At 71.5% G+C, this 20,587-nt stretch carries 18 protein-coding genes and 1 pseudogene; 10 read left to right on the top strand and 9 right to left on the bottom strand.

All coding sequences use genetic code 11. The features are described from left to right. Window positions 1–533: 533 nt before the first annotated feature. Complete coding sequence (locus tag AB0C25_RS16170; protein ID WP_357373756.1) at window positions 534–2,336, top strand: glycoside hydrolase family 6 protein; 1,803 nt, start codon at window positions 534–536, stop codon at window positions 2,334–2,336. A 118-nt stretch (window positions 2,337–2,454) separates the two neighbouring features. Here AB0C25_RS16170 and AB0C25_RS16165 read toward each other — a convergent pair whose 3' ends face one another. From AB0C25_RS16165 to AB0C25_RS16145, 5 genes and pseudogenes are all read right to left on the bottom strand, one after another. Next, a complete protein-coding gene (locus AB0C25_RS16165) occupies window positions 2,455–2,841 on the bottom strand; it encodes a hypothetical protein (RefSeq protein WP_357246242.1) in 387 nt (128 codons plus the stop codon). A 157-nt stretch (window positions 2,842–2,998) separates the two neighbouring features. Continuing rightward, on the bottom strand, window positions 2,999–3,307 hold the full coding sequence (locus AB0C25_RS16160; RefSeq protein WP_357373754.1) for a hypothetical protein: 309 nt from the start codon (window positions 3,305–3,307) through the stop codon (window positions 2,999–3,001). A gap of 15 nt (window positions 3,308–3,322) precedes the next feature. Beyond that, complete coding sequence (locus AB0C25_RS16155; RefSeq protein ID WP_357246237.1) at window positions 3,323–4,981, bottom strand: sodium:solute symporter family protein; 1,659 nt, start codon at window positions 4,979–4,981, stop codon at window positions 3,323–3,325. Window positions 4,982–5,644: 663 nt separating this feature from the next. Continuing rightward, window positions 5,645–5,833, bottom strand: a pseudogene (locus AB0C25_RS16150) (hypothetical protein); the annotation flags it as partial. Window positions 5,834–6,225: 392 nt separating this feature from the next. After that, window positions 6,226–6,819: a hypothetical protein gene (locus AB0C25_RS16145; protein ID WP_357373752.1), complete on the bottom strand. Its 594-nt coding sequence runs from the start codon at window positions 6,817–6,819 to the stop codon at window positions 6,226–6,228. Between the two features lie 376 nt (window positions 6,820–7,195). Between AB0C25_RS16145 and AB0C25_RS16140 the strand changes: the two genes are divergently transcribed. The 7 genes from AB0C25_RS16140 to AB0C25_RS16110 all read left to right on the top strand — a co-directional run bounded on the left by AB0C25_RS16140 (window position 7,196) and on the right by AB0C25_RS16110 (window position 15,643). Further along, a complete protein-coding gene (locus tag AB0C25_RS16140) occupies window positions 7,196–9,529 on the top strand; it encodes a nitrate- and nitrite sensing domain-containing protein (protein WP_357373750.1) in 2,334 nt (777 codons plus the stop codon). Then, on the top strand, window positions 9,529–9,951 hold the full coding sequence (locus tag AB0C25_RS16135) for a roadblock/LC7 domain-containing protein (protein ID WP_357373748.1): 423 nt from the start codon (window positions 9,529–9,531) through the stop codon (window positions 9,949–9,951). The genes AB0C25_RS16140 and AB0C25_RS16135 overlap by 1 nt, the downstream gene beginning before the upstream one ends. Beyond that, complete coding sequence (locus tag AB0C25_RS16130; RefSeq protein WP_357373746.1) at window positions 9,941–10,330, top strand: DUF742 domain-containing protein; 390 nt, start codon at window positions 9,941–9,943, stop codon at window positions 10,328–10,330. Before AB0C25_RS16135 ends, AB0C25_RS16130 begins: the two co-directional genes overlap by 11 nt. Then, complete coding sequence (locus tag AB0C25_RS16125) at window positions 10,311–10,913, top strand: ATP/GTP-binding protein (protein ID WP_357373744.1); 603 nt, start codon at window positions 10,311–10,313, stop codon at window positions 10,911–10,913. The genes AB0C25_RS16130 and AB0C25_RS16125 overlap by 20 nt, the downstream gene beginning before the upstream one ends. An 87-nt stretch (window positions 10,914–11,000) precedes the next feature. Then, window positions 11,001–12,038, top strand: coding sequence for a lactonase family protein (locus AB0C25_RS16120; protein ID WP_357373742.1), 1,038 nt, complete (start codon window positions 11,001–11,003; stop codon window positions 12,036–12,038). Between the two features lie 157 nt (window positions 12,039–12,195). Next, the gene (locus tag AB0C25_RS16115) at window positions 12,196–13,953 is read left to right on the top strand and encodes a substrate-binding domain-containing protein (RefSeq protein ID WP_357373740.1); all 1,758 of its coding nucleotides are present in this window, start codon (window positions 12,196–12,198) and stop codon (window positions 13,951–13,953) included. A gap of 223 nt (window positions 13,954–14,176) precedes the next feature. Then, window positions 14,177–15,643, top strand: a complete 1,467-nt coding sequence (locus tag AB0C25_RS16110; RefSeq protein WP_357373979.1) for a sugar transferase — start codon at window positions 14,177–14,179, stop codon at window positions 15,641–15,643. Window positions 15,644–15,653: 10 nt separating this feature from the next. Here the strand turns inward: AB0C25_RS16110 and AB0C25_RS16105 are convergent, their stop codons facing one another. Continuing rightward, on the bottom strand, window positions 15,654–16,784 hold the full coding sequence (locus AB0C25_RS16105; RefSeq protein WP_357373739.1) for a PP2C family protein-serine/threonine phosphatase: 1,131 nt from the start codon (window positions 16,782–16,784) through the stop codon (window positions 15,654–15,656). A 58-nt stretch (window positions 16,785–16,842) separates the two neighbouring features. Between AB0C25_RS16105 and AB0C25_RS16100 the strand changes: the two genes are divergently transcribed. Beyond that, window positions 16,843–17,508: a MarR family transcriptional regulator gene (locus AB0C25_RS16100; RefSeq protein ID WP_357373737.1), complete on the top strand. Its 666-nt coding sequence runs from the start codon at window positions 16,843–16,845 to the stop codon at window positions 17,506–17,508. Window positions 17,509–17,533: 25 nt separating this feature from the next. Here AB0C25_RS16100 and AB0C25_RS16095 read toward each other — a convergent pair whose 3' ends face one another. The 3 genes from AB0C25_RS16095 to AB0C25_RS16085 all read right to left on the bottom strand — a co-directional run bounded on the left by AB0C25_RS16095 (window position 17,534) and on the right by AB0C25_RS16085 (window position 19,312). After that, the gene (locus tag AB0C25_RS16095; protein ID WP_357373735.1) at window positions 17,534–17,818 is read right to left on the bottom strand and encodes a SpoIIE family protein phosphatase; all 285 of its coding nucleotides are present in this window, start codon (window positions 17,816–17,818) and stop codon (window positions 17,534–17,536) included. Continuing rightward, on the bottom strand, window positions 17,800–17,946 hold the full coding sequence (locus tag AB0C25_RS16090) for a hypothetical protein (protein WP_357373733.1): 147 nt from the start codon (window positions 17,944–17,946) through the stop codon (window positions 17,800–17,802). The genes AB0C25_RS16095 and AB0C25_RS16090 overlap by 19 nt, the downstream gene beginning before the upstream one ends. 127 nt (window positions 17,947–18,073) lie before the next feature. Continuing rightward, window positions 18,074–19,312 (bottom strand): ROK family transcriptional regulator, encoded by a 1,239-nt coding sequence (locus AB0C25_RS16085; RefSeq protein ID WP_357373731.1) that lies wholly within the window; start codon window positions 19,310–19,312, stop codon window positions 18,074–18,076. Window positions 19,313–19,390: 78 nt separating this feature from the next. On the opposite strand from AB0C25_RS16085, the gene xylA reads away from it, so the two are divergent. Further along, the gene (gene xylA / locus AB0C25_RS16080; protein ID WP_357246204.1) at window positions 19,391–20,578 is read left to right on the top strand and encodes a xylose isomerase; all 1,188 of its coding nucleotides are present in this window, start codon (window positions 19,391–19,393) and stop codon (window positions 20,576–20,578) included. The last annotated feature ends 9 nt before the right edge of the window (window positions 20,579–20,587 follow it).

Below are 20,587 nucleotides of genomic sequence, written 5' to 3'. Positions count from 1 at the left end.
AAAGATTCGCGTTTTGACCTTTGGTCGGGTAAGAGGTGAAGGGGTGCTACGCGGCTTTCAGCGCGTGCCGCGTCATCTCTGGCACCGCGCCGCCTTGCGAGCGGCCCACGGCGTTCGGCATTCGTCGTGCCGGACCCGCTGCGGCCATCCGGTAGCGGCGCCGGCGTCTCTGACGTGCCGCTCGGGCGAACTCGGGGGTATCGTCCGAAACGGCTCCGCAGGCGAGCCGCGCCGGCCCACGACGCATCGAGCCATTGCCATGGAAGCGCTCCCATGTAAGAATCGGCGCACGCGGTTCGGGGAGCCACACCGCGCAGGCAGGCAGTCGAGGGCACCCGGTTTCACCGGGGCGACATCCCGCCGTCGATCGACCGGCCACCGTGCTGGTCGTGCACCACCACCACCATCGCCCGTCCGGGTCGGGCGTCCCCGAAAGAATCCCGTTGGCGCCGGCGGCCGTCCGTGCAGGACGCCCACCGGGCCGTCTCGCCGGGCCGTACGTGGGCCCGGTCTCGCCCAAGGAGATCAGTGGCATGAATGTGTGGAGAAGGCTGTCCGGCCAACGCCGGGCCCTCGCGCTCGCCGGCGCGGGTGCCCTGGTCGCCGGTGGGTTGGTAACGATTCCGGTTACGGCGGCGCAGGCCGCGACGCAGTGCGAGATCGGCTACACGACGAACGACTGGTCCGGCGGCTTCACCGCGAGCATCACCATCAAGAACCTCGGCGACCCGGTCAACGGCTGGACGCTGGGTTGGACCTTCCCCAACTCCAGCCAGCGGGTGCAGCAGGGTTGGTCGGCCGAGTTCAGTCAGTCCGGCAGCCAGGTGACCGCCCGGAGCATGTCCTACAACGGCACCCTGGCCGCCGGCGCGTCGGCGAACATCGGCTTCAACGGCGCCTGGAGCGGCAGCAACCCGAAGCCGACCTCGTTCACCCTCAACGGCGTGGTCTGCAACGGCGGTGTCACCCCGACCTCCGCGCCGCCGACCAGCGTGCCGCCGACGTCCACGCCGCCCACCAGCACGCCTCCGACCAGCGCGCCGCCGACCAGCGCGCCCCCGACCAGCACGCCGCCGGGGCAGAAGGTGGACAACCCGTACGTCGGTGTGCCGGGTTACGTGAACCCGGAGTGGAAGGCCAAGGCGGACGCCGAGCCGGGCGGAAGCCGGGTCTCCAACAACCCCACCGCCGTCTGGCTGGACCGGATCGCCGCGATCAACGGCACCCCCGACAGCAGCTCCAACGGTGCCTTCGGGGTGCGTGACCACCTGGACGAGGCGCTGCGCCAGGGCGCTGGCTACATCCAGTTCGTCATCTACAACCTGCCCGGCCGGGACTGCTCCGCGCTCTCCTCCAACGGTGAGCTGGGTCCGGACGAGCTGCCCAAGTACAAGGCCGAGTACATCGACCCGATCGCCGCGATCCAGGGTGAGTCGAAGTACCGCAACCTGCGGATCATCAACATCATCGAGATCGACTCGCTGCCGAACATCGTGACCAACACCTCCGGTCAGCCCGGCGGCACGGTCATGTGTGACACGGTCAAGGCCAACGGCGCGTACGTCAACGGTGTCGGCTACGCCCTCGCGAAGCTGGGATCCCTCGGCAACGTCTACAACTACATCGACGCCGGCCACCACGGCTGGCTCGGCTGGGACTCCAACTTCGTCCCGACCTCCAACATCCTGAAGACCGCCGCGGTCGCCTCCGGCAGCACTGTCAACAACGTGCACGGGTTCATCACCAACACCGCGAACTACTCGGCGCTGCAGGAGCCGAACTTCAAGGTCACCGACAACGTCAACGGTCAGACGGTGCGGCAGTCCAAGTGGGTCGACTGGAACTTCTACGTCGACGAGCTGTCGTTCGCCCAGGCGTTCCGCAACCAGCTGGTCTCGGTCGGCTTCAACTCGAACATCGGCATGCTGATCGACACGTCCCGCAACGGTTGGGGTGGCTCCGCGCGGCCCACCGGGCCGGGCGCGATGACCAGCGTGGACACCTACGTCAACGGTGGTCGCATCGACCGTCGGGCCCACCTCGGCAACTGGTGCAACCAGGCCGGCGCCGGTCTCGGTGAGCGGCCCCGGGCGACCCCGGCCACGGGCATCGACGCGTACGTCTGGGTGAAGCCCCCGGGTGAGTCGGACGGCTCCAGCAAGGAGATCCCGAACAACGAGGGCAAGGGCTTCGACCGGATGTGTGACCCGACGTATGGCGGTAACGCCCGCAACGGCAACAACCCGTCCGGGGCACTGGGCGACGCGCCGATCTCCGGTGCGTGGTTCTCCGCGCAGTTCCAGGAGCTCATGCGCAACGCGTACCCGGCGCTCTGACCGGATCGCGACCGTAACCACCCGCCGCCGGCAGTAGGTGAGGCACTGCCGGCGGCAGGTCCCCCGGGTCCCCGGCCCGACCGTCAAGGTCGGGTCGGGGACCCCCCTTCGTACCCGATCAGGGCACGGTGCGCTCGATGGCGGCCCGGCCCTGCTCAGCTAGATCGCGGCGGGCCTTGTCCAGGTTCTCCGGGGTGAGGTCCTGCCCGCGGGCCATCACCAGATCCTCCGGCTCCCAGGGTTGCTCGGCGCCGGTGCGGATGTTGTCGCCGCCGGCCCCGGTGCCCGTCCCGGTGGCCCCGGTGCCGGCGCCGTACGGGTCGCCGATCAGCTCGTCGGTGTCCGGCGCGAGGTCGTCCGGCCGGCTGCGAGGCTCGGCGAACCCGGGAGTGTCCCGGTCGGGGCCGCCGCCGGTCCGAAACTGCGGGACGGTGGCGTCATCGTCCACCGCCGAGGCGACCTCCGGGCTGTCCTCCAACGGCGGTTGCCGATCGCGATCGGTCATGGTGGTGCCTCCTGTGTCCGACACGTTGCCTGCTGCCCCTGGCGTACCCCCTCGTGCCGGGCTCATGCCGAAGGGTCGGACTCAGGCAACGGGTCGGGCTCAGGCCATCGGGTCGGGCTCAGGCCATCGGGTCTCGCTCAGGCCGAAGGAGCAGCCGTCAGGTGCCGGGTTGCTTCTCGTTGGCGGCCGGCGGCTCCGCCGGGCGCCGCCACTGCCAGAGCAGCATGAGCAGGCCGAAGACGAGCATCACCAACCCGGCCCACAGGTTGATCCGGACACCCTGGGCCTTGTCGATCTCGGCGGCGCTGTCGAAGATGCCGATCAACGTCACGATCACCCCGTACGCCACGAAGAGACCACCGATCACCCGACGGACGTCGAACAAGCGGGCGGCGGCGGAGCGGCGCTGCTCCTCCTGCGACTCGTCGATCAGCGGGTCCTGTGCCGGCTGGCCGTCGTTGCTCATCTGCCGACTCCTTTCCTAGAAGACCGGGATGTAGAAGAGGGCGGCCAGCGCGACCGCGATCAGACCGAGCAGCACCGGGGAGCGGTACCAGACGGCGTCGCCGGCGAGCACGTCTCCCTTGAGGTCGACGCCGCCCATGCCGTAGACCAGCCCGCGCAACTCCTCGTCACGCTTGGGCGCGGTGAGCGGGGTGATGATCGCGGCGACCACCACCGCCGTGACGAATGCGAGACCGGCGCCCCAGAAGCTCTCCTCCAGGTCGGAGTTGAAGTCGATCACGCCGCCCTTGTAGAGCAGGTAGAGGCTCAGCGACACCAGGGTGCCCAGCAGCAGCGACCAGAAGCCGGCGAGGGCGGTCATCCGTTTCCAGAACATGCCGATGATGAAGGTGGCGAACAGTGGCGCGTTGAAGACGGAGAAGAGCGCCTGGATGTAGTTCATGATGTTGCTGAACCCGGCCGCGATGAACGCCGTGCCGATGCCGACCACCACGGCGGCGACCGTCGCCCACCGACCGACCCGCACGTAGTAGTCGTCCGGCCGGTCGCGACGGATGTACGCCTGCCAGATGTCGTAGGTGAAGACGGTGTTGAAGCCGCTCACGTTGGCCGCCATGCCGGCCATGAACGAGGCCAGCAGGCCGGTGACCGCGACGCCGAGGACGCCGTTGGGGAGCAGGTCGCGCATCAGCAGTGGGATCGCGTTGTTGTACTGCAGGTCGCCGGTCTCCGCCCCCAGGCCCTTGACCGTCACCAGGGCCACCAGGCCGGGGATCACCGTGACCAGGGGGATGAACAGCTTCGGGTACGCGGCGATGATCGGCGTACGCCGGGCGGCGCTCATGTTCTTGGCGGACAGCGCCCGCTGCACCTCGGCGAAGTTCGTCGTCCAGTAGCCGAAGGACAGCACGAAACCGAGGCCGAAGACGATGCCGATCCACTGCGCGCCCAGCGGGTTGGCGGTGCTGCCCGTGTCCTGCCAGGCATGCAGGCCCGCCTCGCCGAGCTTGGAGTCGCGTACCGCGTCCATCAGGCCGTTGACCCCGCCGACCTTGACCAGGCCGATCACGGTGACCGGGATGAGGCCCGCCAGGATGACGAAGAACTGAAGCACCTCGTTGTAGATCGCGCCGGTCAGACCACCGATGGTGATGTACGCCAGGACGATCGCCGCGCCGACCACGATCGCGGTCCAGAGCGGCCAGCCGAGCAGTGCCTGCATCACCAGGGCCAGCGCGTAGAGGTTCACGCCGGCGATGAGCACCTGGGCGACGGCGAAGCTGAGCGCGTTGAGCAGGTGGGTGGGGCGGTTGAACCGCAGCCGCAGGTACTCGGGCACGCTGCGGACCTTGGAGCCGTAGTAGAAGGGCATCATCACGATGCCGAGGAAGACCATCGCCGGCACCGCGCCGATCCAGTAGTAGTGGACCGTCATGACGCCGTACTGGGCGCCGTTCGCGGCCATACCGATGATCTCCAGCGCGCCCAGGTTCGCCGAGACGAAGGCGAGCCCGGTCACCCAGGCCGGCAGGGACCGGCCGGAGAGGAAGAAGTCGACGCTGGTCCGGATCGCCCGGCGCGCGGCGATGCCGACCCCGAGGACGGTGACGAAGTACAGCGCCAGAATCAGGTAGTCCAGGCCGTTCATGTTGAGCCGAAGACCGTCGCCGTCCATCCCGTCACCCCTCGTCCCGACGTCTGCGCTGGTTGGTGCGCGCGCGCCCTATTACCCCGTCCGGACGTTTTCACGCCTCGACGCAGCTTGCGTTGCGTTCGGGCGGATTGGGGGGTGTCGCGCGCCTGTCGATCGGCTCGCCGGCGTACCCGTCGCACAGGGTGAGGGGCCGCCCCGGCCGACCGGCCGGAGCGCCCCTCGGTGGTGCGTCGTTCAGCGACCCAGTACGCGGTCCAGGAAGTCCCGGTAGTTGCGCACCGCCATCCGCAGTTGCTCGGTGTCGGCCGAGCCGGCGTCCTGCCACCCGCCCAACGTGTTCTTCTGGGCGGCCAGCGCCGAGGAGAGCGCCTGAATGGCCTCCTCCACCAGCGACTGCGCCTCGCCGGCCGCCGCGTGCGGATCATCGACGAAACGCAGCTGCACGTCCCGCCAGCGGTCCCGGAAGCCCTGCGCGGTGTCGGTGTCCAGGAGTGTCGCCGGCTCGGCCGCGACTGTCGACCCGGCGGGCCGCGACGTCCCGGCGGCCCCCAACGACGTGCCGTCGCCCTCGGTGTCGAGCGGCTCGCCGTCCGCGTCCGGATCGACCATCTCCGGCGCGGCGCTGCCGTAGCCGGCGGCCACCGCGTCCGGGTCGGTGCCCGGGGCGGCGTCCCGGCGGTGCAACTCGGCCGTGGGGTCGGCCCGCAGGCCCTCACGCTCGCCGTCCTCGGCGCCGTCGCCCGGCTGGGCCGTCCGCTCGGCCCGGGCGTCCGGCTGATCCTGCGGGTTGGGGCTCGCGAGTGCCGAGGCCGCCACCGCGTCGGCCACCGTGGTGGCTCCGAACGCCGTGGGCAGTGGCCCCGGCTCGTGGAAACCGCCCTCGTCGGCGGAGCGGTCGTCCCGCCGGTGGCGCGGGTCGGAGTCGTCGGCGTGCTCGTCGTCGACCGGGTCGTACGCGGCGTCCCGGTCGGTGTCGTCGACTCGCGCGGTGTCGTCGGTCCGAGTGGTGTCGTCGGTCCGAGTGGTGTCGTCGGTCCGCTCCTCGGGGGCGGTCCACTCGTTCGAGGCGTCCCGCCCGTCGGAGGCGTCCCGCTCGTTCGGGGTGGTCTGGTCGTCGAAGGTGCCCCGGTCGTCCAGGGCGTCCTCGGGGACGTCCGAGCGGCCGGCCCGGTCGCCGGTGGGCGGTACCGGGACGGGCGCGGACCGGACGGCCTCCGGGTGGTCGTTGCTCACCTGCTGTTCTTCCTGGCGCATCGGTGGCCTCCTCAGCGGCTCGTGGAGTCGTGGTCCGGGTGGTGGCGCTGTTCGGGCGTACGGTGGCCGACCGGCTCCTCACCGAGCAGATCGGCGAAGAGTGACCGGTAGTGCACGACCGCCTGCCGCAGCTCCTCGGTGCTGGCCTCGCCCCGGGAGTTGCGCAGGTGGATGTCGTGCGCGTCGCGGTAGTTGGTGAGTGTGCGAGCGTGCTCGACGGAGAGATGGGCGATCTGGTCGGAGAAGTCCCCGGTCGGGTAGCCCTGCTCCTCGATGAGCCGGGTGACCAGAGTGTCGGCGTCGCCAACCGTTTCGCCGGGTGAGTCGATGAAGCGCACCTGGAGTTCCTCCCAGGCGGCGCTGTAGCGGGCCCGGGACTCCGGGCTGAGCGGGGTGAGCGTGAGCTCGGCGTGCCGGCGTTCCCGGTCGCGCAGTTCGCGCTCGGCGGCGGATCGGCTGTCCTGCTCCTCCACCACCCGGTCGTACTCCGGCCCGAACCGGTCGCGCAGCGCGCGACGGCGGCCGAGCGACCGGACGGCCACGGCCAGCACCGCGACGACCACGAGCACGACGAGCACGATGACGATTACCTGCGTGGGCGACATGGGCTCCTCCTTCGTCACCTGGTATTCCCTCCGCGCACTGATCGCCAATCCCGATCCGGGGTACTTTCTGGCCGGCTTGCGTCCGGCAGCGGGAGAAGCGCCTCCGGCGCGGCGGCCCCGCCGACCGGCCCAGACCTGACCAGGTCCAGAAAACGCGCCTGCTCAGGTCGACCGGGTGCGGATCCGCGGCCGCCCCCGCAAGGCATCTCGGAGCGTCGATGTCGGCGCGACGGGCGGTAGTGCAACGGCCCCCGATTACGTATCCTGCCCAAGGCGCCCGCGCCGGTGCCCGGCGTCACGCCGGGTGCGCAGCCGGCCGACGCGTTGCCCGGCGGTGCCGGCACCCCTCCTGCCACCCCTGCACGGGCGAGGTCTGATGAGAACCCGCGACTGGCCGATCCGCTCGAAGCTGACCGCGTTGGTCGTCGTGCCGGTGACCGCGCTTCTGGCGCTGTGGATCTTCGCGACCACGCTGACCTTCGGTCCCGCCCTGGGCCTGCTCTCCGCCCGCACCCTGCTGTACGACCTGGGTCGCCCCGGCGAGGTCGTGGTCACCGAGTTGCAGCGGGAGCGCCGACTCTCGGTGGTGCAACTCGCGGGCACCACCCGGCTGCCCGTCCTGGCCGAGCAACGGCAGCGCACCGACCGGGCTGTCGCCGAGCTGCGCCGCCGTGTCGACGGGGAAGCCCTGCGCGATGCCGCGGACGATCTACTGGAGGCCCGGATCGACCACCTGGTCTCCGCCCTGGCGGCGTTGCCGGCCGGCCGGCAGTTCATCGACGACCGCAGTGTGGACCGCAGCGGCGCGATCGGCCTGTACAGCGGCATGGTCACCGCGGCCTTCCAGGCGTTCTCCGCGATGGCGACCCTCGACGACCCGGACCTCAACCGGCAGGCACTGGCGCTCACCGCGTTGGGCCGCTCCCGGGAGCTGCTCGGCCAGAGCGACGCGCTGCTGACCGGCGCGCTGAGCGCCGGACGGTTCGCCGAGGGGGAGCACACCCAACTCGTGCAGGCCATCGCCAATCAACGGTGGCTCGTCGACAGCGCCGTGGCTGACCTGCCCGAGGGCGGCCGGGCCGCGTACCAGCGGTTGACCGAGGGCGAGGCGTTCACCCGGCTGCGCACGATGCAGGACGCGCTGCTCGCGGCCAACCGGTCCGGCCGACCGCCGGTCGACGCGGCGGCCTGGCAGACCAGCCATGACGCGGTGCAGCAGCAGCTGCGCGACTTCGAGCTGGCCGAGGCCGATGGCCTCACCGACCGTTCCGTGCCGATGGCGGTACGCATCCTGGCGCGGCTCGCCGCCGCCGGTGTGCTCGGGCTCGTCGCCGTGGTGGTCTCGGTGCTGGTGGCGCTGCGGCTCGGCCGCACGCTGGTGCATCGCCTCAGCGGCGTCCGCACCGCCGCGCTGGAGTTGGCCGAGCACCGTCTCCCGGACGTGGTGGCCCGGTTGCGCCGAGGCGAGCAGGTCGACGTCGCCCGGGAGGCACCGCCACTGGAGTACGGCCACGACGAGATCGGCGAGGTCGGCCGCGCCTTCACCGAGGTGCAGCGCACCGCCGTCCAGGCCGCCGTGGACGAGGTCGCCCTGCGTCGTGGGCTCAACGAGGTCTTCCTCAACATCGCCCGCCGGAGCCAGAGCCTGGTGCACCGTCAGCTGCACCTGCTGGACCGGATGGAGCGCCGGGCCGAGGATCCGGACGAGCTGGCCGAGCTCTTCCAGGTCGACCACCTGGCGACCCGGCTCCGCCGGCACGCCGAGGACCTGGTCATCCTTGCCGGCTCCGCGCCCGGCCGGGGTTGGCGAAACCCGGTCGCGATGGTCGACCTGATCCGCGGCGCGATCTCCGAGGTCGAGGCGTACGACCGGGTGGACATCACCGCCGCGCAGCCCGTCGGCGTGCTGGGTCGGGCGGTCGGCGACGTCATCCACCTGCTCGCCGAGCTGGTCGAGAACGCCACCGCCTTCTCCCCGCCGGACACCCGGGTCACCGTCACCGGGGAACAGGTGGCCAACGGGTACGCCCTGGAGATCACCGACCAGGGGCTGGGCATGTCCGCCGCGGCCCTGGAGACCGCCAACACCCGGCTGGCCAGCTCGCCCGAGTTCGACCCGGCGCAGAGCGCCCGGCTCGGCCTGTTCGTCGTGGCCCGGCTGGCGGCCCGGCACGGCGTACGGGTGCGGTTGCGTCCCTCCGAGCAGGGCGGGGTGACCGCGGTGGTGCTGATCCCCGCCGACCTGGTCACCGCCGAGCCGCCGGCCGGCCCCGACCCCGCCACGCTGTCCGCCGCGTCGGCCGACCCGGCCCGGCGGCTGGCCCGTACGGCTCGTCGGGGTGCCGTGCCCCGCACCCGCCCACCAACCGCGCCGCGCACCGTCGCCGCACCGTCCGCCCCACCAGCCAGCGCACCGACCTCGGGCGGCGGGCCGGGCGACGCGGGGTCGGCGGCGGACGACGAGCTGGAGGGTCTGCCCCGCCGGGTGCGACGTCGTACCCCCGCCGCCGCCCAACCTCGGTCGACAGTCACCGACACCCCGGCGCCCCGGTCTCCCGAGGAGGTGCGCCGGGTGATGGCGGCCCTGCAGGCCGGCACGGCGCGCGGACGCGCCACCGTCACCACCCCGGCAGCGCCAACCGGTCCGGCCACCCCGATTGGTCCGGTGACGCCCCCCGAACCCCCGACCGCGACTGAGAGGGACGCCTAGTGCGGCATTCGACGAAGCAGAGCGCCGGCCTGGACTGGTTGCTCGACGAGCTGGTGCAACGGGTGCCGGCCGCCCGGGAGGCGGTGGTGCTGTCCGCCGACGGTCTCCTGCTCGGCTGCTCGGCCGAGTTGGAGCGCTCCGACGCGGAGCATCTGTGTGCGCTCGCCGCGGGCTTCTCCAGCCTCGCGCGGGGCGCCAGCCGGCACGTGGACGGCGGCCCGGTCCGGCAGACGGTGGTGGAGATGGAGTCGGCGTACCTCTTCGTCACCGCCGCCGGGCAGGGCGCGTGCCTGGCGGTGGTGAGCGACGCCGCCGCGGACATCGGGTTGGTCGCGTACGAGATGGCGATGCTTGTCATCCGGGTGGGGGAGAACCTCGCCGCGCCGGCCCGATCGTCGGCGGGAGACGGTGATGCGGGCTGAGCCGCCCGGGCCGCAACACGAGTGGCTGGACGGCGAGGCCGGCCCGGTGGTGCGCCCGTACACCCTCACCAAAGGCCGGGTCCGCTCCGCCGTCGACGGCTTCGACCTGGTCGCGATCGTGCTGGCGGACTCGGACGTCGACGACGCCGGCCATCCGCACCTGCTCCCGGAGCATCGACGGCTGATCGCGTTGGCCCTCCGGCCGGTGTCGGTGGCCGAGTTGGCAGCCGAACTGGACCTCGCGGTCGGTGTGGTCCGGGTACTACTCGGTGATCTCCTGGCCGAGGGCCTGGTCGCGGTGCACGAGCCACCGGCCGCCGGAAAACTTCCCGACGACGACATCCTCAAGGCGGTGGTCAGTGGACTCCGTGCGCTATGACCATACGGGCACCAGCACCACCATCCCGCTGGCGCTGAAGATCCTCATCGCGGGCGGCTTCGGGGCTGGCAAGACGACGCTGGTCAGTGCCCTGAGCGAGGTGCGCCCGTTGCAGACCGAGGAGGTGTTGACCGGCGCCGGGATCGGCACCGACGACGTCTCCGGGGTGGAGGGCAAGTCGACCACCACGGTGGCGATGGACTTCGGCCGGATCACCATCAACGACGACCTGCAGGTCTACCTGTTCGGCACCCCGGGCCAGGATCGGTTCTGGTTCCTGTGGGACGAGTTGGCCTTCGGCGCGCTCGGGGCGGTGGTGCTCGCCGACACCCGTCGGCTGGCCGACTGTTTTCCGTCCATCGACTACTTCGAGCAGCGTGGCATCCCGTTCGTGGTCGGCGTGAACTGCTTCGACGACTCCCGCCGGTTCAACCTGGAGACCGTACGCCGGGCACTGGACCTGGACCCGGACGTGCCGATGGTGCTCTGCGACGCCCGCGACCGGCAGTCCGGAAAGATGGTGTTGATCTCTCTGGTCGAGCATGTCGCCCGGCAGCGCGGGGAGCCGGTGCCCACGGCCTGAGATCCGGCCGGCAAAGCCGGTTAACCGGCGGGCGATGCGGGCAGCCTCTGGTTGGATCAGCGGAGGATGCCGGCGGAGGAGTGGAACGTGAGTGCTCAGGGTGAGGTCGTCCACATCGGGGGCTACACCGCGCAGAGTGGTGGGCGGGGCAGCGGCATCGTCGCCGCGCGTCGCGACCCGACGACCGGAGCGTTGACCCCGCTCGGCACGGTGGCGGTCACCCCGTCCCCTTCCTTCCTGGCGCGGCACCCCACCCGGCCGGTGTTGTACGCGGTGAACGAGTTGACGGCCGGGGAGATCAGCGCCTGGCGGGTCGGGCCGGACGGCGCGCTGGATCCGCTGGGCAGCCGGTCGACAGGTGGGGCCGAGCCCTGCCACCTGGCGGTGGTGCCCGACGGTGGCCACCTGGTGGCGGCCAACTACGGCAGCGGCAGCGTGGCGGTCTTCGCGCTCGACCCGCAGGGGGTGCCCGGCGAGCGCACCGACCTGGTGGTGCACGAGGGGCACGGCCCCGACCCGGAGCGGCAGGACCACGCGCACGCCCACATGGTCTCGCCGGGGTCGGGCCAGGGGCCACTGCTCGCGGTGGATCTCGGCACCGACTCGGTCTACCGGTACGACCTGGAGGCGGCGAGCGGTCGACTGGTGCCCCGTGCGCCACGCACCCGCACGACGCCGGGCACCGGACCCCGGCACCTGGCCCGCCACCCGGACGGACGGCGTTGCTACGTCGTCGGTGAGCTGGATGCCTCCGTCACCGCGTACGAGCTGACCGACGACGGCGCGTTGCACAAGTCGGGTCGGGTCGAGGCGAGCGGGCGGCCCGGTCACGTGCAGCCCTCGGAGGTCGCGGTCAGCCCGGACGGCCGGTTTCTCTACGTCGCCAACCGGGGGGTGGGGACCCTGTCGGCCTTCCGCCTGGCCGGGGAGCTGCCCGAGTTGGTGGCCGAAGTGGACACCGGTGGTGAGTGGCCCCGGCACTTTGCGTTGATCGGTGAGCATCTCTACGTCGCGGACGAACGGGCCGACATGGTGCGGATCTTCCGGCGCGACGTCGAGACCGGCGTTCCGGAGGCGATCGGAGAGCCGGTGCCGGTGCCGAGTCCGACGTGTGTGCTGCCGTGAGGGCCGACACAGGGATGTGAAGCTGACGCCGATTCGGCAACACCTCGGGGCCAGCGCGTCACGCTCTGTTGCTAAATGGTGATCAACTGTTTCTCCTCCGTAACTTTAGGCCGAACGGATGTGGCAGAGACGGCACCTTGTACGCAAGATGGTCACCGTGTCAGCAGGCCGCCATCGCATGCGTTCGAAACTCCACCTAGCAGCCGCCGCCGCGATGGCGGCGGTGCTCGTCGTCACGACCGGCGCGTGGTTCGGCTATCGGGAGTTGATCCAGTCCAACTGCTCGGGTGAGATCCGACTCGCGGTGGCGGTCGCCTCCGAGCTCGCACCCGCGGTGGACGCCGCCGCGTCCCAGTGGGTCAAGGACGGCGCCGCGGTGGGTCCCACCTGCATCCGGGTCGACGTCTCCGCGTCCGACCCGGTCGACGTGGCGGCCGTGGTGGCGGCCAAGCACGGCGCGGTCCTCGCCGGTGTGGGGCAGGCCAGCGGCACCGCCGTCAGTCCGGACGTCTGGGTGCCGGACTCCTCGACCTGGCTGTTGCGGTTGAAGAAGGACGCGACCGCGTTCGCTCCGACCAACGGCGCGTCCATCGCGCGCAGCCCCATCGTCGTCGCGATGCCCGAGCCGATCGCACTCCGGCTGGGCTGGCCGGACAAGAAGTTCACCTGGACCGAGCTGCTCAAGCAGATGAACAACACCAGCACACCGCTGCGCACCGGGATCGTCGAGCCGACTCGCGACGCGGCCGGCCTCTCCGGCCTGCTCTCGCTGACCGCTGCCGCCAACGGCGCGGGCGAAGACGCCCAGCGCAGCACCGTCGGCGCGCTTCGCGCACTGGCCACCGGCCGATCCTCACTGCGCAACGACCTGCTGGCCCGCTTCCCGACCGCCAACGACGCGACGACCATCGCCAGCGGTCTCGGCGCGGCGGCGCTGTCCGAAGAAGACGTGATCGCCTACAACAGCAAAGAGCCACCGGTGCCGCTGGCCGCGCTCTACATGGAGCCGGCCCCGATGCCGCTGGACTACCCGTACGCGGTGCTGCCCGGCATCGAGCCGAGCAAGGCGTCGGCGGCCCGGGTGCTGTTCGAGCTGCTCACCAGCCCCACCTTCCGGAATCGGCTCGCGGCCCAGTCGCTGCGCGCGCCGGACGGCAACTGGGGTGACGGCTTCAAGGCCCCCCAGGGTGCCCCGAGCCCGTCCGGCGGCGCGCCGACCGCGCCGGCGAACGGCGGCACGGCAGCGGGTGGGTTGGACCCGGCCGCGATCCAGCGGGTCGTCTCGAGCTGGTCGATCGCCACCCAGCCCGGCCGAATGCTTGCCGTCATCGACGTCTCCGGTTCGATGAAGGACCCGGTGCCCTCCGCCAACAACCGGAGCCGGGAGGAGGTCACCGTCGACGCGGCCCGTCGTGGCCTCGGCCTCTTCGACGACACCTGGTCGATCGGCCTGTGGACCTTCTCCACCAAGCTGGTCGGCAACCGGGACTACCGCGAGCTGGTCGGCATCGGCCCGCTCTCGGGCCAACGTGCCCAGTTGGAGGGCGCGCTCGGCGGCATCAAACCCTCCGACGGCGACACCGGCCTCTACGACACCATGTTGGCCGCGTACCTGGCGGTGCAGGAAAACTGGCAACCCGGCCGGGTCAACTCGATCGTGCTGTTCACCGACGGCAAGGACGACGACGACAACGGTCTCAGCCAGCAGCAGTTGCTCGCCAAGCTCAAGCAGGTCGCCGATCCGGACCGACCGGTCCAGGTCATCATGATCGGCATCGGCGAGGGCGTCAGCAAGGCCGAGCTTGAGTCGATCACCAAGGTGACCGGTGGCGACGTCTTCGTCACCAAGGACCCGAGTGAGATCGGCAGCATCTTCCTCAGCGCCATCGCGCGACGTCCGCCGGCACCGCGTTGAGCTGACACACCGAGGTCGAAGGCCTGCCTACCGGATCCCGGTAGGCAGGCCTTTTTTGGCTTCCAGGTTGAAGAAAAGTGACGGCAATACGTCCGAAGCAATCGGTAGTCATAGTTATCCAGGCAGGATGTCGACTGTTCCGGCATGGTCGGTCCGCCTTCGGTCCGACCCATTGGCCGGGGCCATCCTGAGCAGAGTGGGAGGGCCGGTGACCGCGGCGACACTGTTGACCCCCGCCACGTCGGCGGAGCCGAACGACAATCGCGCCGGGCTGGTGGCGCGCGCCGACGAGCGGTCCTACGTCCGGGTCATGGTGGTCCTGGACACCACCGTGCTCATCGTCGCGCTGTTCATCGGTTATGTCACCCGCTTCGGCGACGGCCAGCCGACCGGTTCCGAGGTCCCGTACGTGCTGGTGGCCCCCGGGTTGGTGCTGGCCTGGCTGATCTCGCTCAAGGCGCTCGGCTGCTACGACGACCGGGTGATCGGCTACGGGGCGGACGAGTACCGACGGGTCAGCTCCGCGAGCCTGCGCCTGGCCGGCGCGATAGCCATCATCGGCTACATCACCGATCTCGGCGTGTCGCGGGGCTTCCTCGGCATCTCCTTCGCGGTGGGCACCGTCGGGCTGGAGGTGGCGCGGTTCGCCGCCCGTAAGCGCCTGCACCGCGCCCGCTCGATGGGTGCCGGCTGGTCCCGCCGGGTGCTGGTGGTCGGCGACACCGCCCACGTGTTGGAGTTGGTGCACACACTGCGCCGCGAGCCGTACGCCGGCTACCAGGTGGTTGGCGCGTGCATCCCGGACGCGCTGCTCGCGCCGGTGGCGCAGCGACTGGGCGACGTACCGGTGGTGGGGTCGTTCCGAGGCATCCCGGAGGCCGCCACGGCCATCGGCGCGGACACGGTCGCGGTCACCGCCTCCGGTGAGCTGACCGCGACCCGGCTGCGCCGCCTCGGCTGGCAGTTGGAGGGCACCGGCATCGACCTGGTCGTGGCGCCCGCGCTGACCGACGTCGCCGGTCCGCGGATCCACACCCGCCCGGTCGCCGGCCTGCCGCTGATCCACGTCGAGGCGCCGGAGTTTCGCGGTGCGCGCAAGTTGGTGAAGGGCCTCGTCGACCGCTCGGCCTCGTCGCTGGCGTTGGCGCTGTTGATGCCGCTGATCGCGGTCATCGCCCTGGCCATCAAACTGGACAGCCGGGGTCCGGTGCTCTTCCGGCAGGTCCGCGTGGGCCGGGGCGGGCAGGAGTTCGGCGTCTTCAAGTTCCGCACCATGGTGGTGAACGCCGACACGCTGCTCGCCGAGCTGACCGCGCGCAACGAGACCGACGGCCTGATGTTCAAGATGCGCCAGGACCCCCGGGTCACCCGCGTCGGCCGGCTGCTGCGCAAGTGGTCGCTGGACGAGCTGCCGCAACTGGTGAACGTGTTGTTGGGTCAGATGAGCATGGTCGGCCCCCGGCCGCCGCTGCCCTCGGAGGTGGCCCGCTACGACGGCGACGTGGCCCGGCGGCTGCTGGTCAAGCCCGGCATGACCGGGCTGTGGCAGGTCAGCGGTCGCTCCGACCTGAGCTGGGAGGACGGCATCCGGCTCGATCTCTACTACGTGGAGAACTGGTCCCTCGCCGCCGACCTCACCATCCTCTGGAAGACCTTCGGTGCGGTCCTGAACGGCCGCGGAGCGTACTGACGACCGCCGGTCACGGTTGCGGGCCGGACCAGTCCAGGCAGACGACCACCGCGTCGTCGACCAGGTCACCGGCCACGAAGGCGCGCAGGTCACCGATCAGGGACCGGACGGCGTCCAGTGGCTCCATCGGCCCGGTCCGCCGCAGGAACCGGTCCAGTGCCGTCTCGCCGTAGCGCACGTGCTGCCCGGCGGCATCCACCACCCCGTCGCTGACCACGAAGAGCCGGTCGCCGCGTTCCAGCGGGAACTTCTGCTCGTGGTAGTCGGTCTCCTCGAACATGCCGAGGGGGAACTGCGCCTCCAGGGGCTGCTCGGTGACCTCCCCGTCGCGCAGCAGGACCAGCCGGGGTGATCCGGCGTCGACCACCGTCATCATCCCGGACCGCAGGTCCAGCTCCATCAGCAACGCGGAGAGGTGCTGCTCGCCCCGGTACAGGTCGTAGATGGCCCGGTCGGCGAGGGCGGCCTGGTCGGCCAGGCTCAACCCGGCGCGACGCGCGTTGCGCAGCGCGTGGGTGGCCAACGAGGTGAGCAGGGAGGCGGCGACACCCTCGCCGGTGCCGTTGATCGTGGACAACCAGAGTCGCTGCCCGTCGTCGGACCAGTCGAAGCTGTCGCCGCGCACCGCGTACGCCGGCTCCAACTGCCCGGCCAGGCTGAACGAGGGACGGATCCGGCTGCGGCCGGGAAGCAGGTCCCACTGCATCTCGGCGGCCAGGGTGAGGCGCTGGGTGCGCCGCGCCGCCTGGTAGACGTCGGTGCCGGCGGCGACCGCCGCCACCTCGTGGGCGAGCGCGGTGGCGATGTCGGCCAGCTCGGCGAGGACCGTCCGGTCGTCCGGGACGGGCGCCAGGCACAGCACCCCTCGACGCTCGCCACGCATGGTCACCGGGAACCAGGCGGTGCCGTCGGTCAGTATCGGCGACTGGTGGTCGAAGGCACGCCAGGCGGGATGCCCGGGATTCGTGATCGGATCACCCTCGGTGAGTGGCAGTAGCTCCGCGAGTCGGTAGTCGACCTGGTACAGCTCGACGTCGGTGATCCCGTACGACCGGGTGAGCACCTCTCCGATTCCACCGACGAGCCGGTCCGCCGGTGTCTCATTCAGGGCACGTCGTGCCTGACTGACCGGTTCGCTCATCGTCGCTCCCTCGCTGAAAGCTCGACCACCAGTGGGTTCGGAGTAGTCTCGGGCCACCATGGCTGAACTGCACCGTCCGACGGACCCCGAGACGAGTATGGCTGCCGCACTGGATGTGGCGGCCGCAGCCCTGCTCGGCATCTGGGAATCCGCCCGGGAGGGGACCGCCGGCCGGGTCTCCGGTGCCCAGCTACGGGCGGTGATGGTGGTGGAGCAGCACGACGGGATCAACCTCCGCCGGTTGGCCACCCGGCTCGACATGCTGCTCAGCTCCGCCAGCCGCCTCTGCGACCGGCTGGTCGCCGCCGGCATGCTGGAGCGTGAGCCGGGCCGCTTCGACCGGCGAGAGATCTCGCTGCACCTCACTCCGGAGGGCCGCCGGCTCCTCGCCGAGCTGCGGGCCGACCGTCAGGCGCAGCTCGCCGCGGTACTGGCCGGGATGAGCCCCGCGGGCCGCGACGCGCTGCTCGACGGTATGCGGGAGTTCGACAACGTCGCTCGCCAGCAGCGGCCGCAGATCACGGATTCGTCGGCTGACCCGACGGATCCGGGGGACTGGCCGCACGACCCGGACCGGCCCGGTGGGCGCTCGGGAGACTTGTCTATCGACCAGGACCGGCAGACCCGCACGGCCTGGGCGGACCTGTCGGGTGACCCGGGACGGTCGATCGGCGGCAACCGGGACCGGCCGGCCGGCGGACCGCCGGTGGCGCGGACCGCCTGATCACCCCGAAGGCACCGGCCGTCGATCACTGCGGCGTCGAGGCACCCACGGCCAGCATCGCGATGTCGTCGTGGGACTCCCCGGCCAGCCAGTCGTCGACCGCCTGCCGCACCCGTTCGACGAGCGCCGCCGGCGACCGCCCGGCCGCCGAGGCGAGCGCGGCGCGCAGCCGGGCCACACCGAACGTCGTCAGGTCACGCGGCCCGTGCGCCGAGGTCACCCCATCGGTGTACGCGAACAGCAGGTCACCCGGGTCGAGGTGCAGCCGGGTCTCGGCGAATCGTGCGACGGTCAGCGCGCCGACCGGCATTTGGACAGGGTGACCCGGCCGGTCCCGTCCGTGGTCAGCACGGCCTCGGCGAGCCCGTCGAGCAGTTCGCGGGCAAGTCTCGCGTCGGCTGGCAGGGTCGTGCCGCTGGGGTGCCGGGTCGAGGTCACCGTCCGACGCCACCGCGCGTCTGACGACCTGTGCGCATCCTGCTTCTCGCCTCCTCGCCGCGGATCGCTGGCTGGGGAAAGGCTACCGAGCCAGACGGGCACCGGGCCACCGAGCGCGGGGCGTCGATCAGCCGGAGCGGCCCAGCCAGCCGGCGGGCTGGGCGACGATCCGGCGGGCCACCGAGCCGGCGGCACCCACTGCGGCGGCCTCCGCGCCGAGTCTCGACGGTCGGACCGTGACCGGCGACCAGGCCGCGGTGAGCACCCGACTGGCGATCTCGGCGAGCACCGGTGGGCACAGCCAGGGCGCCAGCGCGGCGTAACCGCCACCGAGCACCACGGTGTCCAGATCGAGCAGGTTGACGACACCGGCCACCGCGACACCGAGCGCCGTCCCGGCATCGTGCAGCGCCCGCAGCGCGTCCGGGTCACCGGCCTCGGCCAGCTCGGCCAGCCGCGCTGTCGCGGTGTCGGCGGGGAGTTCCGTCCGGGTCAGCCCGGCGGCGGTCACGATCGCCTCCTGGCCGGCGTACTGCTCCAGGCAGCCCTGTCCGCCGCAGCGGCACGGACGGCCCTCGGGGTGCACCGGGAGATGCCCGATCTCACCGCTCCAGCCGCGGACGCCCCGGAACAGGGCGCCGTCGAGCACGATGCCGGCGCCGATGCCCACCTCTCCGGAGATGTGCAGGAAGCTGGCCGGGCCGGGTGGCCGGGCGTGCAGCTCGCCGAGCGCCGCGAGGTTGGCCTCGTTGTCGACCATCAGCGCCGGGACGCCGGGCACCTGCTCGACGAGCGGCGGGTGCGCGGCGAGCAGCGCGGGTACCGGCACGTCGCGCCAGCCCAGGTTCGGCGCGAGCCGGACCAGCCCGTCGTCGTCCACCAGGCCGGGCACCGCGAGTGCGGCCCCGACCAGGGTGAGGCCCTCGCTGGCGGCGACGTCGCGGGCCGTCCCGGCGATCTCGACAAGCTGGGCGAGGGCGTCCGCGGGGGCCACCGGGCGCAGGTCGGCCCGGTGCACGGTGCGGTGCCGGACCTGTCCGGCGAGGTCCACCACGCAGACCGCCAGGTAGTCGACGTTGACCTCCAGGCCGAGCCCCGCCGGCCCCTGGTCGGCCAGCACGAGACCGCGGGCCGGGCGGCCGGCGCCGGCGCGGGGGGCCGGCTCGGACTCGCTGACCAACTGCCCGGCGAGCAGGTCCTCGACCACCGCGGACACCGTGGCTCGGGTCAGGCCGGTCGCGGTCGCCAGGTCGGCCCGGGACGGAGGTCGGTCGGCCGCGGCGATCCGGCCCAGGACCAGGGCGAGGTTGAGCTCGCGCAGACTGCCCTGACGGACTGCGCCGGCCGGGGCGTGGGTGAGGCTCACCCCTTGACAGTGCCATAGGCTGAGCAAATAATTCAATCGCTGAACAAATAGCGGACAACACCACCCCGGAGGTCGCTCATGGCACCCCGTCCCACCCCCGCCGACAAGTTCTCCTTCGGGCTCTGGACCGTGGGCTGGCAGGCCCGTGACCCGTTCGGTGACGCGACCCGTCCCGAGCTCGACGCGGTCGAGGCGGTGCACCGGCTCGCCGAGCTGGGCGCGTACGGCATCACCTTCCACGACGACGACCTGATCCCGTTCGGCGTCGACGCCGCCACCCGGGACCAGCACATCGCCCGGTTCCGCAAGGCCCTCGACGAGACCGGCCTCGTGGTGCCCATGGTCACCACCAACCTCTTCACCCACCCGATCTTCAAGGACGGCGGCTTCACCAGTAACGACCGCGACGTCCGCCGGTACGCGCTGCGCAAGGTGCTGCGTCAGGTCGACCTGGCCGCCGAGCTGGGTGCCAGCACGTTCGTCATGTGGGGCGGCCGCGAGGGCTCCGAGTACGACCTCGCCAAGGACGTCCGCGCCGCCCTGGACCGCTACCGCGAGGCGGTGGACCTGCTCACCCAGTACTCCATCGACAAGGGCTACAACCTGCGGTTCGCCCTGGAGCCCAAGCCCAACGAGCCGCGCGGCGACATCCTGCTGCCGACCATCGGGCACGCGCTCGGCTTCATCTCCCAGCTGGCCCACCCGGAGCTGGTCGGCCTCAACCCCGAGGTCGGCCACGAGCAGATGGCCGGGCTCAACTACGCCCACGGCATCGCCCAGGCGCTCTGGCAGGGCAAGCTGTTCCACCTGGACCTCAACGGCCAGCGCGGCATCAAGTACGACCAGGACCTGGTCTTCGGCCACGGTGACCTGATGAACGCGTTCGCCCTGGTGGACCTCCTGGAGAACGGCGGTCCCAACGGCGGGCCGGCCTACGACGGGCCGCGGCACTTCGACTACAAGCCCTCCCGCACCGAGGACATGGACGGTGTCTGGGCGTCGGCGGCGGCCAACATGAGCACCTACCTGCTGCTCAAGGAGCGGGCCGCGGCGTTCCGCGCCGACCCCGAGGTGGTCGAGGCGCTCGCCGCCAGCAAGGTCGGCGACCTGAACACGCCGACGCTCAACGACGGCGAGGGCTACGAGGAGTTCCTGGCCGACCGGTCCGCGTTCGAGGACGTCGACGTCGACGCGGTGGCCGAGCGGGGCTTCGCCTTCGTCCGGCTGAACCAGCTCGCCGTCGAGCACCTGCTCGGCGCTCGCTGAGGCCCCGCC

The organism is Micromonospora sp. NPDC048839, assembly GCF_040649915.1.
Taxonomy (GTDB): domain Bacteria; phylum Actinomycetota; class Actinomycetes; order Mycobacteriales; family Micromonosporaceae; genus Micromonospora.
Note: the sequence above shows the minus strand (reverse complement) of the source record. Positions and strands in the feature narration are given on the sequence as shown.